General features: G+C 59.8%; 13 protein-coding genes and 2 pseudogenes. 8 read left to right on the top strand and 7 right to left on the bottom strand.

Annotated features, from left to right (window positions below; genetic code table 11):
• Nucleotides 1–18: 18 nt before the first annotated feature.
• Nucleotides 19–675 carry an HAD family hydrolase gene (locus tag AC07XZ_RS06235; protein ID WP_102686149.1) on the top strand — a complete coding sequence of 219 codons (657 nt, stop codon included), beginning with the start codon at nt 19–21 and terminating at the stop codon, nt 673–675.
• Nucleotides 676–720: 45 nt separating this feature from the next.
• Complete coding sequence (locus tag AC07XZ_RS06230; RefSeq protein ID WP_027616181.1) at nt 721–1,209, top strand: Lrp/AsnC family transcriptional regulator; 489 nt, start codon at nt 721–723, stop codon at nt 1,207–1,209.
• Between the two features lie 58 nt (nt 1,210–1,267).
• Here the strand turns inward: AC07XZ_RS06230 and AC07XZ_RS06225 are convergent, their stop codons facing one another.
• The gene (locus AC07XZ_RS06225; protein WP_102686150.1) at nt 1,268–2,731 is read right to left on the bottom strand and encodes an aldehyde dehydrogenase family protein; all 1,464 of its coding nucleotides are present in this window, start codon (nt 2,729–2,731) and stop codon (nt 1,268–1,270) included.
• A 227-nt stretch (nt 2,732–2,958) separates the two neighbouring features.
• Between AC07XZ_RS06225 and AC07XZ_RS06220 the strand changes: the two genes are divergently transcribed.
• Both AC07XZ_RS06220 and AC07XZ_RS06215 read left to right on the top strand, forming a co-directional pair.
• Nucleotides 2,959–4,074, top strand: coding sequence for an aromatic ring-hydroxylating dioxygenase subunit alpha (locus AC07XZ_RS06220; protein WP_102686151.1), 1,116 nt, complete (start codon nt 2,959–2,961; stop codon nt 4,072–4,074).
• 97 nt (nt 4,075–4,171) lie between these two features.
• Entirely contained in the window at nt 4,172–4,372 is a 201-nt protein-coding gene (locus AC07XZ_RS06215) for a YbdD/YjiX family protein (RefSeq protein WP_102686152.1), read from the top strand.
• Between the two features lie 48 nt (nt 4,373–4,420).
• Here the strand turns inward: AC07XZ_RS06215 and AC07XZ_RS06210 are convergent.
• Nucleotides 4,421–4,576 (bottom strand): annotated as a pseudogene (locus tag AC07XZ_RS06210) (short-chain dehydrogenase); the annotation flags it as partial.
• Between AC07XZ_RS06210 and AC07XZ_RS06205 the strand changes: the two are divergent.
• Nucleotides 4,547–5,056: pseudogene (locus AC07XZ_RS06205) on the top strand (GlxA family transcriptional regulator); the annotation flags it as partial. The pseudogenes AC07XZ_RS06210 and AC07XZ_RS06205 sit on opposite strands and share 30 nt — an antisense overlap.
• Nucleotides 5,057–5,075: 19 nt before the next feature.
• Here AC07XZ_RS06205 and AC07XZ_RS06200 read toward each other — a convergent pair.
• From AC07XZ_RS06200 to AC07XZ_RS06185, 4 genes are all read right to left on the bottom strand, one after another.
• Nucleotides 5,076–6,098 (bottom strand): transketolase family protein, encoded by a 1,023-nt coding sequence (locus AC07XZ_RS06200; protein WP_085745651.1) that lies wholly within the window; start codon nt 6,096–6,098, stop codon nt 5,076–5,078.
• Nucleotides 6,095–6,943: a transketolase gene (locus tag AC07XZ_RS06195; protein WP_085646564.1), complete on the bottom strand. Its 849-nt coding sequence runs from the start codon at nt 6,941–6,943 to the stop codon at nt 6,095–6,097. The genes AC07XZ_RS06200 and AC07XZ_RS06195 overlap by 4 nt, the downstream gene beginning before the upstream one ends.
• Before the next feature lie 18 nt (nt 6,944–6,961).
• The gene (locus AC07XZ_RS06190; protein WP_102686153.1) at nt 6,962–8,260 is read right to left on the bottom strand and encodes an MFS transporter; all 1,299 of its coding nucleotides are present in this window, start codon (nt 8,258–8,260) and stop codon (nt 6,962–6,964) included.
• A gap of 97 nt (nt 8,261–8,357) precedes the next feature.
• Nucleotides 8,358–9,107 (bottom strand): SDR family NAD(P)-dependent oxidoreductase, encoded by a 750-nt coding sequence (locus AC07XZ_RS06185; protein WP_085745652.1) that lies wholly within the window; start codon nt 9,105–9,107, stop codon nt 8,358–8,360.
• A 198-nt stretch (nt 9,108–9,305) separates the two neighbouring features.
• Here AC07XZ_RS06185 and AC07XZ_RS06180 point away from each other — a divergent pair, with 198 nt between their 5' ends.
• Complete coding sequence (locus AC07XZ_RS06180) at nt 9,306–10,220, top strand: LysR substrate-binding domain-containing protein (RefSeq protein ID WP_102686154.1); 915 nt, start codon at nt 9,306–9,308, stop codon at nt 10,218–10,220.
• A 42-nt stretch (nt 10,221–10,262) separates the two neighbouring features.
• On the opposite strand, the gene AC07XZ_RS06175 is transcribed toward AC07XZ_RS06180, so the two are convergent.
• Nucleotides 10,263–11,177, bottom strand: coding sequence for a LysR family transcriptional regulator (locus AC07XZ_RS06175; RefSeq protein WP_085745654.1), 915 nt, complete (start codon nt 11,175–11,177; stop codon nt 10,263–10,265).
• A gap of 214 nt (nt 11,178–11,391) precedes the next feature.
• Between AC07XZ_RS06175 and AC07XZ_RS06170 the strand changes: the two genes are divergently transcribed.
• Together AC07XZ_RS06170 and AC07XZ_RS06165 are read left to right on the top strand one after the other, a co-directional pair.
• Entirely contained in the window at nt 11,392–12,732 is a 1,341-nt protein-coding gene (locus tag AC07XZ_RS06170; RefSeq protein ID WP_102686155.1) for a nucleobase:cation symporter-2 family protein, read from the top strand.
• A gap of 30 nt (nt 12,733–12,762) precedes the next feature.
• Nucleotides 12,763–13,272, top strand: coding sequence for a nucleoside deaminase (locus tag AC07XZ_RS06165; protein WP_011334143.1), 510 nt, complete (start codon nt 12,763–12,765; stop codon nt 13,270–13,272).
• The last annotated feature ends 10 nt before the right edge of the window (nt 13,273–13,282 follow it).

Here is a 13,282-nt window from a genome sequence, read left to right as displayed (position 1 = left end):
TCGGAGGCTGTGTACACCATGGGGCTGACTGATTATCGAGCACTGCTCATCGATTGCGACGAAGTCCTGGTTGACCGTGATTCGGGTGTCTGGACAGCGCTGCAGCCGTTGCTCGACAGCCGGGGCGGGCGCCCGGACAAGGAACAGGTGCTGGGCGAGTTTCGCGAGGTGGTGCAGGCGCTCTATCCGCGCTTTGCCGAACTGGGCTTCAGTGGATTGCTGTGTTTTGCCCATCGCCAATTGGCCGAGCGCTGGAGCCTGAAAGCCAGTTGGGAGGAGGGCATGAGTTTCGCGCGCTCTGCTGCCAACTGGTCATTGTTCGAAGACGCGCCGGGAGCGATGCTGTACTTGCGCAAGTTTTATCGCCTGTTGGTGGTGGGCGACCGGGATGCCGAGGACCGCGCCGTGTTGTGCGAGCATCTGGGGATTGTGGCCGATGACTTTATTTCGCTGGCCAGCGATCCGCTGCGGGACGAGGATTGGTTGAATGCCAACGAGCTGAAGCCGGAGCACATTCTGCGGGTGACCCGACCCGCCGCCCGTGGCTCGGCGCTGACCGATGTGTGTCTGATCGGGCGCGAACGGGGCCAACAGCCGACCCCGTGTGCTGCGGATTATTGCATCAACAGCATGGCTGATCTGGTCGCACAGCATCAGCAGTGTTTACGGCGCTGATTTTGCTAGTAGATTGTCCTACAAATGGCAGTCAAGAGGTTCGCAATGGAAGGTTTAGTCAAACTGGACCGCATCGACATCAGTATCCTGGTTGAGTTGCAGAAGGACGGGCGCATGACCAATGTGAGTCTGGCCGATGCCGTGGGATTGTCGGCCAGCCCCTGCCTGCAACGGGTCAAACGGCTGGAATCGGCCGGGTACATTTCCAGCTACAAGGCACACCTGAACCTGGCGAAGATCACCGAATCGGTAACGGTCTTCACCGAAATCACCCTGAGTGACCACAAGCGCGAAGACTTCGCCAAGTTCGAGTCGAACATTCGGTTGGTGGATGAGGTGCTCGAGTGCCATTTGATCAGTGGTGGCTACGATTATCTGGTGCGCTTCATGACGCGCAGTATTCAGCACTATCAGGAAGTGATTGAAAGCCTGCTGGATAAAAACATCGGCATTTCCAAGTACTTCAGCTACATCGTCATCAAATCCCCGGTGCTCAAGGACGGCGTGCCGTTGCGCAAGTTGTTGCGGCACTGAGGTTCCAAACGTCCATCAGGCGCAAACAGGGGGACAGCTGACTGTCCCCCATTATGTGCTAGCCATCAAAGCCCACGATGGCTTTGGTTTCCAGATATTCCTCAAAGCCGTAGACACCGAATTCACGACCATTGCCGGATCGTTTGTAGCCACCGAATGGTGCCATGGGATTCCAGGCCGGGTGGTTCAGCAGTACTTGTCCTGCGCGGATGCGCGAGGCAACGGCGCGTGCATGATCAAGGTCGCGGGATTGAACGTGGGCGCTCAGTCCATACACCGTGTCGTTGGCGATCGCGACAGCCTCATCGAGCGTTTCATAGGCAATGATGCACAGCACAGGCCCGAAGATTTCCTCCTGGGCAATGCGCATGCTTGATTCGACCTCGGAAAAGACAGTGGGTCGGGCATAGAAGCCTGTTTCATGACCAGGCACGCGGCCTGGTCCGCCGCAGACGAGTTTGGCCCCTTCACTCAGGCCCGATTCGATCATGGCTTGCACACGCTTGAACTGGGCCTCATTGGCTATCGGACCGAGTACCGTCTCTTCCGATTGCGGATCCCCCACAATGATCGCGTTGGCGGTTGCAGCGGCCAGCGCCTCGACTTCCGCGAGCCGGTCCCTGGGTACGATCATTCTGGTCGGGGCGCTGCAGGATTGCCCGACGTTGCGAAACGCCGTCATCACGCCCAGTGGCACGACGTTGGCGAAGTCGGCATCGGGCAGCAGCACGTTGGGTGACTTGCCGCCCAGTTCCTGGGTGACGCGTTTCACTGTAGGGGCGGCCGCCTGTGCGACCAGCGCGCCTGCGCGGTTTGATCCGGTGATCGAAATCATATCGATATCCGGGTGCGCAGCCATGGCGCCGCCGACCTCGGGGCCCGTGCCATTGACCAGATTGAAGACACCCGGTGGCAGGCCGGCGTCATGCACGAGTTGGGCGAAAAGAAGGGCGCTCAACGGTGACAGTTCGCTGGGTTTCAGCACCACAGTGCATCCGGCCGCAATCGCTGGAGCCACCTTGGCGGTGATTTGATACAGCGGCCAATTCCAAGGGGTGATGAGACCGCAAACACCGATGGGTTCGCGTTCAATCGCGGTGCCGCCTTCAACCGTCTGGAAGCGATAGGTGGACAGCAGGTCACGGGCAATCCGAACGTGTTCGGCCGCCAAGGGCACTTGCATCGCTCGGGCAAAACCGATGGCAGCACCCATTTCCAGAGAAAGGGCCTGCGCAAGCGGCTCTTTTCGCTCAAGGATCAGGTCGTAAATCTTGCCAAGAAAACCCGCACGCGCTTCGGCGGAAATCGCAGACCAGTGAGGAAACGCCGCACGCGCTGCAGCGACGGCCCGATCAACGTCTGCGGCCGACCCGCTGGCGACCTCTGCAACTACGCTTTCAGTCGCCGGATTGACCACGGGCAAACTGCCAGGCGTTGCCGGCGAACACCAGCCTCCATTGATATAAAACTGTTGAGACGTATGCGAATCCACGGCGTAGGTATTCGAAGATTGTGTTGTCATCCAACTAGCTCCTTAAAGGACTGATGGGGGCTGTTAACAGCAGGGGGAGGGAGGTAAGAGCGGCGCCAGGGCACCGGTACATGCGGTGCCCTGTGGTTTGAATAAGCTAACAAAAGGGCTCAGTCGAAATATGCCGTTCTTGAAGTCGACAAGGGATAATCTGCTGTATCTCAAGGGCGGACGTTGTCTCTGTTTTATCTTTCCAACCTGACAGGTCGCACGCATTCATGCTCACCAATCTCTGGTACGTCGTTCTTCCATCGTCGCAGTTGACTGACGGACTGATGCCGGTTCGTTTGCTCGGACAGCCTTTTGTTGCGTTCCGTGATGACGCTGGCGTCGCTCACGTGCTTTCGGATGTTTGCGTGCATCGCGGCGGATCGTTGTCGGGCGGCAGAAGGGTGGGCAACAGTGTGCAATGCCCCTATCACGGCTGGCGATTTGGTGCGGATGGAGTGTGCACACATATACCTGCGCAGCCGGACCTGCGAATTCCTGCCAAGGCCCGCGTCGACGCCTATCCGACGCTGGAGCGTTACGGCTGGATCTGGGCATTTCTAGGAGACCTGCCTGAGCCTGAGCGTCCGCCGCTACCCACACTCGACTGGATCGACGATCCTGCCGTGCGGGTGGTATCAGGCCATTTTGACTGGGAGGCCAGTTGGGACCGGATTATTGAAAACGGCCTCGATTTTGCGCATGCACCGTTTGTTCATGGCTCAACCTTCGGCGATCCGGATCATCCCGAGATTGAATCGTTTGAAGTCGAAAGCGATGCGTGGAGCGGCAGCGCACAGATGCTCATGCGCAGGCCCGCGCGCAAAGGGTTGTTACGGCGAAAATCATCCACCGAATTTGTCAGTGTGGTCACTGTGCCGGGGTTTCATTTTTCTGGCCCGTGCACGACGCTGGAGCTTGAATTACCCAATGGATGGCGGATCTACATCGTCTCGGCGCATGTCCCGATTGACGCCAATCGCACGCGAACCTGGTGGATGATGGGCAGAACATTCCTGCGTTCCCGACTGCTTGATCGCAGGTTCATTGCCAGCAATATCCGTATTTTCGAGCAAGATCACGCGGTGCTGAAAAACGTTCGGCCCGAGCGCGTGCCGGACTCGTTTCAGCAGGAGGTTTCATTGAAATCCGATGCACTGCAAATTGCCTTTCGCAGAGGCGTGCAGGCACTGGAACTGCGTCGCTGGCGAATCGATGAAGAACGTCTCGCGCGCACGTTTACGGGGCGTATGGCGTGCGCAGTTCCCAGCCCCGAACGTCGTCATGTTCGCGCTTGGGCGATTGAGCCCATTCCCTTGGTGGACGTTACCCACGAACGAGAATAGAGGGGTGTCGATCTGGCACTCAGACACATGCCAGATACAAATGCCTTGCAGAATGGGACGGCACATCTGCAACGCCAGTCCAGAAGGAAACGCGCAAATGAAGTTCAAGCTGAAGCTGTTCAACAACTGGGCACGCCAGATGGCACGATTGATGGTGGGCATGCCTGATTACGATAACTATGTGGCACTCCGAACCGCCAGTCATCCAGGCGAGCCGGTAATGACCTACAAAGAATTTTTCGAGGAGCGGCAAAAAGCCCGTTACGGCGGACGGCAATGCACGACGCGTTGCTGCTGATTTGGTCCTCAGCGCGCTCGTCGTCCATCGCCTTCAGATCTCCTCCTCTATGACTTTCTGGGCCGCGGCCTTGATTTGCTGCGGGTCATTGATGTCCAGCTGGACGGTGTCGATTCCCGGATTGGCCCGAGCAATCTCATCCAGCAGGGCCTGGCGACGGCCCGCGATGATGACCTGATTGCCGCGCTGGACATGGCGTTGGGCATGGTGGAAAAGGATCTGGGCACGGACATGGCCAGGTCGGTGGCGCACAAACTGGTCATGCATCAACGGCGTTCGGGTGGGCAATCCCAGCATTCGGAACTGCTTGCGCTTGCTCCAAAGTCGGACCGTATTCAAAGCGCGCTGGAGTATGCGCGCACGCACCTGGATCGCCCGCTCAGCGTGGAGGAACTTGCCGACGTCGTGCACTTGAGTCCCAGACAATTCACCCGGGTATTTACTGCCGAGACAGGCCAGTCACCGGCCAAGGCTGTTGAAAGCCTGCGTCTGGAGGCCGCTCGCGTGATGATCGAGCAAAGTCGTCACAGCCTGGATCGCGTGGCGAAGGAAACGGGGTTTCGAGACCGTCGCCACATGCGCGAAGTGTTCATGCGAGGGTTTGGCGTTCCGCCGCAGGCAGTTCGACGGGATGCCAGGCGGATCGGCCAGGAAAAGCCATCTGATCGGGCCGCTCATCCGTAAGCGCCCCGATCAGCAGCAGTCAAAGCCAGGACTTGATTTGCGCGCAGACGGCGTCGGTGGAAATGCCATAGCGATCATGCAGTGTCGGCAGTGCGCCGGCGTCGAGGAAGGCGTCGGGCAACGCGATCTGCCTGAACGTCGGCGTCACTCCGTTGCGCAGCAGTACCCCGGCAACCGCTTCACCCAGCCCGCCAATAATCGAGCTGTTTTCTGCGGTAACCACCAGCCGGCCAGACTTGCGGGCCTCGGCGAGAATGGTCTGTTCATCCAGCGGTTTGATCGTCGGCACATGTAGCACGGCGACATCGACGCCATCAGTCTGCAGCGCCTTGGCGGCCTCCAATGCGCGCATGGTCATCAATCCGGTCGAGATGATCAGGACATCGTTGCCGGTGCGCAGGGTCTTGGCCTTGCCGATCTCGAATTGATACCCGTACTCATCCAGCACCAGCGGCACGTTGCCGCGCAGCAGCCGCATGTAGACCGGCCCCTGATGCGCGGCGATGGCGGGCACGGCCTGTTCGATTTCCAATGCGTCACAAGGGTCGACGATCATCAGGTTGGGCATCGCCCGGAAGATCGCCAGGTCATCGGTGGCCTGGTGGCTGGGGCCGTAACCGGTAGTGAGGCCGGGCAATCCGCAAACGATTTTGACGTTGAGGTTTTCCTCGGCAATCGCCATGCAGATGAAGTCATAGGCGCGGCGCGAGGCGAACACCGCATACGTGGTGGCGAACGGTACGAAGCCTTCGCGGGCCATGCCTGCGGCCGCACTCATGAGCAACTGTTCGGCCATGCCCATCTGATAGAAGCGCTCGGGATGGGCCTTGGCGAAAATGTGCAGGTCGGTGTACTTGGACAGGTCAGCGGAAAGGCCGACGATGTCCGGACGCTGATCCGCCAGTGCAGCCAATGCATGGCCAAAAGGTGCTGAGCGGGTGGCTTGGCCTTCAGAGGCAATCGAGGCAATCATCGCCGAGGTGGTCAGACGCTTCTTGATCGGTTCGCCAGTCGAGGTCGGTGTGTTGGCGGCGTTGCTCATTGGTTTTTTCCTTCTTCAAGCGTGGTCAGTGCCAGATCCCATTCGTGTTCGTCCACACGGATGAAATGGGTCTTTTCGCGGTTTTCGAGGAAGGGCACACCTTTGCCCATGGTGGTGTCGCAGATGATCACCCGTGGCTGAGCGCCGGGGTGGTGGCGGGCGGCATCGAAGGCTTCGACCAGTGCGTCCAGATCGTTGCCGTCGACGCGCTGGGTGAACCATCCGAACGCTTTCCAGCGATCCACGATGGGTTCGAACGACAGGATCTCGCTGGAGTGGCCGTCTGCTTGCTGATTGTTGACGTCTACGATGGCGATCAGGTTGTCGAGCTTCCAGTGCGAGGCCGACATTACGGCTTCCCAGGTCGAGCCTTCGTTCAGCTCGCCGTCCGACAGCAGGTTGTAGACGAACGAGGTCGAGCCCTTGCGTTTGAGACCCAGGCAAGCCCCGACGGCGATGCCCAGCCCCTGACCCAGCGAACCACCGGTGATTTCCATGCCTGGCGTGTAGGCGGCCATGCCCGACATCGGCAATCGGCTGTCATCCGAGCCGTAGGTTTCAAGCTCATCGAGCGGAATGATCTCGGCTTCGATCAGCGCCGCGTACAGCGCAATCGCGTAGTGACCGATCGACAGATAGAAACGATCACGCGGCTCCCACGCCGGGTCTTCGGGGCGATAGCTCAGCGCATGGAAGTAGGCGACCGCGAGCAGGTCGGCGGCACCGAGGGCCTGACCGACGTAGCCCTGGCCTTGCACCTGGCCCATGCGCAAGGCATGGCGGCGAATGTTGTGGGCGCGCTCGGCCAGCGTCTGGGGTGTTGTGAATGAAAGGTTGGCAGTCATGGTGAATTCTCCTGTAAATCAACGATTGACCAGAGCGGCGGGAATGCGCAGGACCAGCGAGGCGCCGATCAGCAATACGCCGGTGATCAGATACATGCCGATAGCGCTGGAGCCGGTGAGTGTGGTTATCCAGCCAATCAGGTAGGGCGAGCAGAAGCCGGCAAGGTTGGCGAAACTGTTGACGGCGGCGATGCCTGCCGCAGCGGAGACACCGCCGAGCAGCGTGGTCGGGAGCATCCAGAACAGCGAGGTCGCTGACAGGATGCCGGAAGCCGCCAGGCACAGACTGAGAATGGACAGCATCACATTGCCTCCCATCAGCGCCGCGAGGGTCAGGCCGATGGCCCCGGCGATCATCGGCACGATCAGGTGCCAGCGGCGTTCGCGATGTTTGTCGCCACTGCGTCCGACCAGCAACATGGCGGCGATGGCACAGAGGTACGGCAGGCTGGTCAGCAAGCCGATCTTCATCGGATCGGAGACCCCGGCATTACGCACAAGGGTCGGCAGCCAGAAGGTGATTGCGTACTGCCCCATCACCACACAGAAATAGATCCCCGCGAGCAGCCAGAGGCGACGGTCACGAATGAATTCGCCCACGGACGCATGCGTCACTTTCTGCTGGTCGTCCTCCGCCAGCTCACGAGCGATCAAGGCTTTTTCATCGTCGTTGAGCCAACTGGCCTGATGCACGCCATCCTTGAGGTAGCTGAGCACCAGCAGGCCGACAACCACGGTAGGCACAGCCTCCAGCACAAACATCCATTGCCAGCCGGCCCAGCCGTGCATACCGGCGAAGTGGTTCATGATCCACCCGGAGAGCGGACCGCCGACCATGCCCGACAACGGGATGGCGATGAACCACAACACCGTCATGCGCGCGCGCCGGTAGGACGGAAACCAGTAGGTGAGGTACAGCAGCAGACCCGGCGCCAGGCCGGCTTCGGCAATGCCCAGCAGAAAGCGCAGGGCGTAGAACTGCCAGGCGGTCTCGACGAAGGCGAAGAGGGCGGAGAGGATGCCCCAGGTGATCATGATGCGCGCAATCCAGACTCGCGCGCCGACCTTGTGCAGGATGATGTTGCTGGGCACTTCGCAGAGAAAGTAGCCGATGAAGAACATGCCGGCGCCCAGTCCGTAGACTGTTTCGCTGAGCGCCAGATCGTTCATCATTTGCAGTTTGGCAAAGCCGACGTTGACGCGATCGAGGTAGGCGCACAGGTAGCACAGCATCAGGAACGGCATCAGGCGCCAGGCGGTTTTACGGTAGGCGTTGGAACGCACCGCCGAAACGGCTTCGAGCGACAGGGTAGTCATGATGGTCTGATCTCTTGTTTTTATTGACCGCCGGGCAAGTCTGCCCGGCCGTATCATCGATCCAGAACCGCACGGGCCGCGAGGCCCGCCACGTGTGTCAGTGAATCAGCATGCCGCCGTTCACATCCAGGGTGATGCCGGTCAGATAGGAGGACAAGTCGCTGGCCAGGAACAGCGCCGCATTGGCCACATCCTGGGCCTCGCCCAGGCGACCCAACGGAATGCCGTCGATGATCGCGTGGCGGCGCTCGTCCTGCATCAGGCCGCCAGTAATGTCAGTGTGAATCAGGCCGGGAGCAATGGAGTTGACGCGTACGTTGTCCGGCCCCAGTTCACGCGCCATGGCCTTGGCCAGACCCAGCACACCGGCCTTGGCGGCGCTGTAATGAGGCCCGCCAAAAATGCCGCCGCCGCGCTGCGCGGAAACCGAAGACATGCACACGATGCTGCCGCTGGCTTGCTGGCGCATGAGCGGAATCACCGCCTGGGACATCAGCAACGTACCGCGCAGGCTGACGTCCAGCACCTTGTCGTAATCACCGGGGCGGATATCGAGGGTCTTGAGGGGTTGGGTGATGCCGGCATTGTTGACCAGTATGTCGATCCGGCCGAAGTGTTCGATGATGGTGGCGACAGCCTGCTGCACCTGAGACTCGTCGGCGACGTTGGCAGCCAGGCCGAGATGACCCTCGCCCAAAGAGGCAGCGGCATCGCGGGCAGCGGATGCGTCCAGATCCAGAATCACCACCCGGGCGCCATGTTGAGCGAAGGTCGTAGCTGTCGCGCGGCCGATACCACGTGCGGAGGCAGCACCTGTGATGATCGCGACTTTGCCTTGAAGAAGCATGGGAGAAAACCTCTGATTGTTGTTATTGAGTCGGTCCGTGCAGAACCGATGACTCAGCTTGTCTCCCGTAACGACCCTGAGCAATAACGCAAACTTCACTGGATGCTGAAAAAAATTCAGCACTCGCCAACATGCGGTTGCGGTGTTTGAATAGCCGAACGCCCGGCCTCAGCCACTTGCAGCGGAATAACCATCATCATGAGTTCATCTGGCGAAGCACCGCCAATCCTGCCACCCCTGAAAGCCATTCAGGCCTTTGAGCAAACTGCGCGCTTTGGCAACGTCGCACGTGCGGCCGAAGTGCTGGACCTGACGCCCTCGGCAGTCAGTCACCAACTGGCCAAACTCGAGGCGATGATCGGGCGCCAACTGTTCCTCAGAACGGCCAGGGGAGTGACGTTGACGCCCGTGGGCGAGCAATACCTGGCCGAGATATCCGGCATCCTGCACAGCCTGGCGGTGGCAACAGAGCGTGCGACCAGTGATGTCAGCCTCGACTGTCTGCGATTGCATTCGTCACCCAGCTTCGGCCTGTTGTGGCTGATGCCGCGCCTGGAACAGTTTCGCGAGAGCCATCCCGACATTCAGCTCAATCTCTCATGCTCCTATGAATCGCTGCACTTCAGTCGGGACAAGATCGACGTGGACATCCGCCACGGCATGCCGAACTGGCCAAGTTTCGAAGTGCGCACGTTGCGCAACGAAAAAATCGCAGTCCTCGCATCACCCAAGCTTCTGGAAAAACGCCCGATCCGCGCCGTCGCCGACTTGCTGGACTGCAACCTGATCCTGTCGGAAGCGACGCTGATCAAGTGGCCGCAACTGTTTGCTCAACACGGGCTGTCGCGCCCTGAAAGCCCCTATACCTTGAGCTTTGACCGCTCCTACATGACCCTCGAGGCCGCCAGCCACGGTCTTGGTTTTGCACTGGAAAGCACGCTGCTGGCGCAGGACTACCTGGCGCGCGGCGAGTTGGTCGAAGTCATTCCCGGGCTGAGTGCCCCGATTACCGCGCATCACCTGGTTTTCCCGAGGGCGCATGCGGGGTTTCCCCGGGTGAGGCGTTTTCTGGAATGGATGCAGCGTGAGTTGGGGCATGACTTCAGTTACTGATGCTGGCGCGATCGGCGAGGTATTGGGTGTCATGTGCAAACCTCAAAGCGTGGTGGTCTGCCCGTTGCGATCCAGTTCATACACCTTGTTGCCCTGCAATTTCTCCTTCAACCACCGCTCCGCCTTACCCAGCGGCCGCTGCCGCGCCCAAAGCAAATCCACACCAATCTGCCAGTCCGTATGCGGGTACGCCGAGAGCAGCAATTCCACCAGCTCACCCTTGGCCAGTTCACGCTGTATGAGTTGGCGGGGCAGGGTGGCCCAGCCGAGTCCGGCGCGGACCATTTCCAATAACGCCAGATAGCTTTCAGCCTGCCACAACTGGGTCGAACGCAGGTATTCGCTGCTCGGAAGTTTGCTCGCGTGGGCGCTGAAGGCCAGGCGGCGATGGACGTGCAGATCCTCGAATGTGACGTTTTCGAGTTGCGCCAATGGGTGCCGGGGATGGCAGACGTGCAGCATGATCAGTTTACCCAGTTGCTGGAACGCCAGCTCCTTGGGGTAGCCGGGCTGTGAGAACGCCACACCGAGCACCGCTTCGCCGCTGCTGACCAGTTCACTGACGTCGCCATGGACCGGATGACGAATGATCAGGTCGACAAAGGGGAACGCTGCTTCGAAAGCTTTGAGCACCGGCATGATCGGGCCGTACGGCGTTTCAATGGCCAATGTCAGGCTGGGTTCTACGTTGTCCGAGAGGCAGTCGGCGTGGGCTTCAAAGGTCATGCAGCGTTCGAGCACGGCTTCGGCCTGCACCAGTAATTTGTGGCCGCTGGCGGTGAGGGCAGGGCTGCGGTTGCTGCGATCGAACAGGTCGACGCCAAGGTCGGTTTCGAGGTTGGCAATCGCTGCGCTAATGGTCGATTGGGTCTTGCCCAGTTTGCGCCCGGCGGCGGAAAACGATCCGCTTTTGACCACTTGGACGAACATCTGCAGTTGATCGAGTGAGAAGCGCAAGCGTTGAACTCCCGGTTCGAAATGAAGATTTGGAGTGGCTAGCAGATGCCAGATTCATGCCATCGGAAAAAGCGATGGTTGCTAATTTGTTTCATCGCAATAAACGTTCAAATATGGCCCCGCGTCAAAACGATCTCCGGGGCGGATCCTCCTTTCAAACGCCCCGAGCATGCCCGCTATCTCAACAGATGCCGCACTTTCAGGAGCGTGTGAAATGACCACACAACGCATTCATCCGGTGGACGAGGTTTTGCCACTGCGCCAGTTGTTCACGTTTGGCTTGCAGCATGTTCTGGTGATGTACGCGGGAGCGGTGGCGGTGCCGCTGATTCTTGGCAGTGCGATGGGGCTGACCTCGGCACAGGTGGTGTTGCTGATCAACGCGAACCTGTTGACCTCTGGTGTGGCGACGCTGATTCAAACCCTCGGTTTCTGGAAGTTCGGCGCCCGCCTGCCGCTGATTCAGGGCTGTTCGTTCATTGCCCTGGCGCCGATGATCATGATCGGCAAGGAGTTTGGCCTCAGTCAGATTTTCGGCGCGGTGATCGCGGCGGGTTTTCTCACCATTGCGCTGGCACCGGTGTTCAGCCGCTTGCTGCGGTTTTTTCCGCCGGTGGTGATTGGCAGCCTGATCACCATTATCGGCATCTCGCTGATGCCGGCGGCGGCGATCTGGCTGGGCGGCGGCAATCCCGATGCGGCAGATTTTGGCAATCCCGCCAACCTGTTACTCGGTTTGGCCACGGTCAGTGTGACGCTGGTGATCTACGCCAAATTCAAAGGCTTCATCGGCAACCTCAGCGTGCTGATTGGCCTGTTTGTCGGCAGCCTGATCGCAGCGGCTTGCGGCATGACTCACTTCAATCGGGTCAGCGAAGCGGCGTGGTTTGAGCTGAGTGCGCCGATGGCGTTCGGCGCGCCGGAGTTCGCGCCGGTGCCGATTCTGATCATGACCCTGGCGATGCTGGTCATCATGGCCGAGACCACCGGCAACTGCCTGGCGATCGGCAAATTGACCGGAAAACCGACCACGCAACACACCCTCGGCAACGCATTTCGCGCCGACGGCTTGTCGACCATGCTCGGTGGCTTGTTCAACAGCTTTCCTTACAACGCCTTCACCCAGAACACCGGTTTGATTGCGCTTTCCAACGTGAAAAGCCGCTTCGTCGTGGCCGCTGCCGGGGCAATCATGGTGCTGATGGGCCTGTTCCCGAAACTCGGCGCGTTGATCGCCGCGGTGCCGACGCCGGTGCTCGGTGGCTGCGCGATTGTGATGTTCGGCATGACCACGGTGGCGGGGATTCAAGAACTGTCACGGGTGCAATTCGAGGGTACGCGCAACGGCATTATCGTCGCCGTGTCAGTGAGTGTCGGGGTGCTGCCGATGTCCTTTCCGGCGCTGTTCGAACACGTCGGCCCGACCCTGAAACTGGTGCTCGACAGTGGAATTTTCCTCGGAGCGATCACCGCCATCGTCCTCAACGTCCTGCTCAACGATGAAAAAAAATCGACCGAAACCATCGGCGCTACATCGGCTGAACTGGCCGACTGACTTTTGTTTTCCACTGCCCTGGAGTTACCCATGAATCAATTGACTGAACTCATCCCGGCTGGCATCAGCGCGCTTGATCTGACGTTACTGCGCCAGACCATTGCCTTGTCCGAGGCATCGAAACAACGCGGTCGCCATCCGTTCGCGGCATTGGTGGCCGACCGCAACGGCAAGGTGATTGTCGAAGCGGGGAACAACTCGATGCCCCCGGAAGGTGATCCGACGCAGCACGCCGAGTTGGTGGCAGCGGCGGCAGCGGCAAAACTGCTGTCGCCGCAGGAGTTGGAACTGTGCACGCTGTACACCAGTGCCGAACCTTGCTGCATGTGCGCCGGCGCCGTGTATTGGACGGGGATCGGGCGGGTGGTCTATGCCTTGTCGGAGCATGCCTTGCTGGGTTTGACGGGGGACCACCCGGAGAACCCGACGTTCTCGCTGCCGTGCCGCGAAGTGTTCGCCAAGGGGCAACGCAAGGTCAGCGTGCTGGGGCCGATGTTGGAGGGGGAGGCCGCTGAACCGCACAGAGGGTTTTGGTCCTGACAGGTTTGAA

The sequence above is a fragment of the Pseudomonas sp. GW458-11-26-14-LB4 genome (assembly GCF_059423925.1).
The sequence above is the reverse complement of the archived record's forward strand: the minus strand, read 5'-3'. Positions and strand labels throughout refer to the sequence as shown.

What these genes read in the sequence shown, in the direction of transcription:
- AC07XZ_RS06235 (WP_102686149.1), top strand. Translation starts at nt 19, where the DNA reads ATGGGGCTGACTGATTATCGAGCACTGCTCATCGATTGCGACGAAGTC.
- AC07XZ_RS06230 (WP_027616181.1), top strand. Translation starts at nt 721, where the DNA reads ATGGAAGGTTTAGTCAAACTGGACCGCATCGACATCAGTATCCTGGTT.
- AC07XZ_RS06225 (WP_102686150.1), bottom strand. Translation starts at nt 2,731, where the DNA reads ATGACAACACAATCTTCGAATACCTACGCCGTGGATTCGCATACGTCT.
- AC07XZ_RS06220 (WP_102686151.1), top strand. Translation starts at nt 2,959, where the DNA reads ATGCTCACCAATCTCTGGTACGTCGTTCTTCCATCGTCGCAGTTGACT.
- AC07XZ_RS06215 (WP_102686152.1), top strand. Translation starts at nt 4,172, where the DNA reads ATGAAGTTCAAGCTGAAGCTGTTCAACAACTGGGCACGCCAGATGGCA.
- AC07XZ_RS06200 (WP_085745651.1), bottom strand. Translation starts at nt 6,098, where the DNA reads ATGAGCAACGCCGCCAACACACCGACCTCGACTGGCGAACCGATCAAG.
- AC07XZ_RS06195 (WP_085646564.1), bottom strand. Translation starts at nt 6,943, where the DNA reads ATGACTGCCAACCTTTCATTCACAACACCCCAGACGCTGGCCGAGCGC.
- AC07XZ_RS06190 (WP_102686153.1), bottom strand. Translation starts at nt 8,260, where the DNA reads ATGACTACCCTGTCGCTCGAAGCCGTTTCGGCGGTGCGTTCCAACGCC.
- AC07XZ_RS06185 (WP_085745652.1), bottom strand. Translation starts at nt 9,107, where the DNA reads ATGCTTCTTCAAGGCAAAGTCGCGATCATCACAGGTGCTGCCTCCGCA.
- AC07XZ_RS06180 (WP_102686154.1), top strand. Translation starts at nt 9,306, where the DNA reads ATGAGTTCATCTGGCGAAGCACCGCCAATCCTGCCACCCCTGAAAGCC.
- AC07XZ_RS06170 (WP_102686155.1), top strand. Translation starts at nt 11,392, where the DNA reads ATGACCACACAACGCATTCATCCGGTGGACGAGGTTTTGCCACTGCGC.
- AC07XZ_RS06165 (WP_011334143.1), top strand. Translation starts at nt 12,763, where the DNA reads ATGAATCAATTGACTGAACTCATCCCGGCTGGCATCAGCGCGCTTGAT.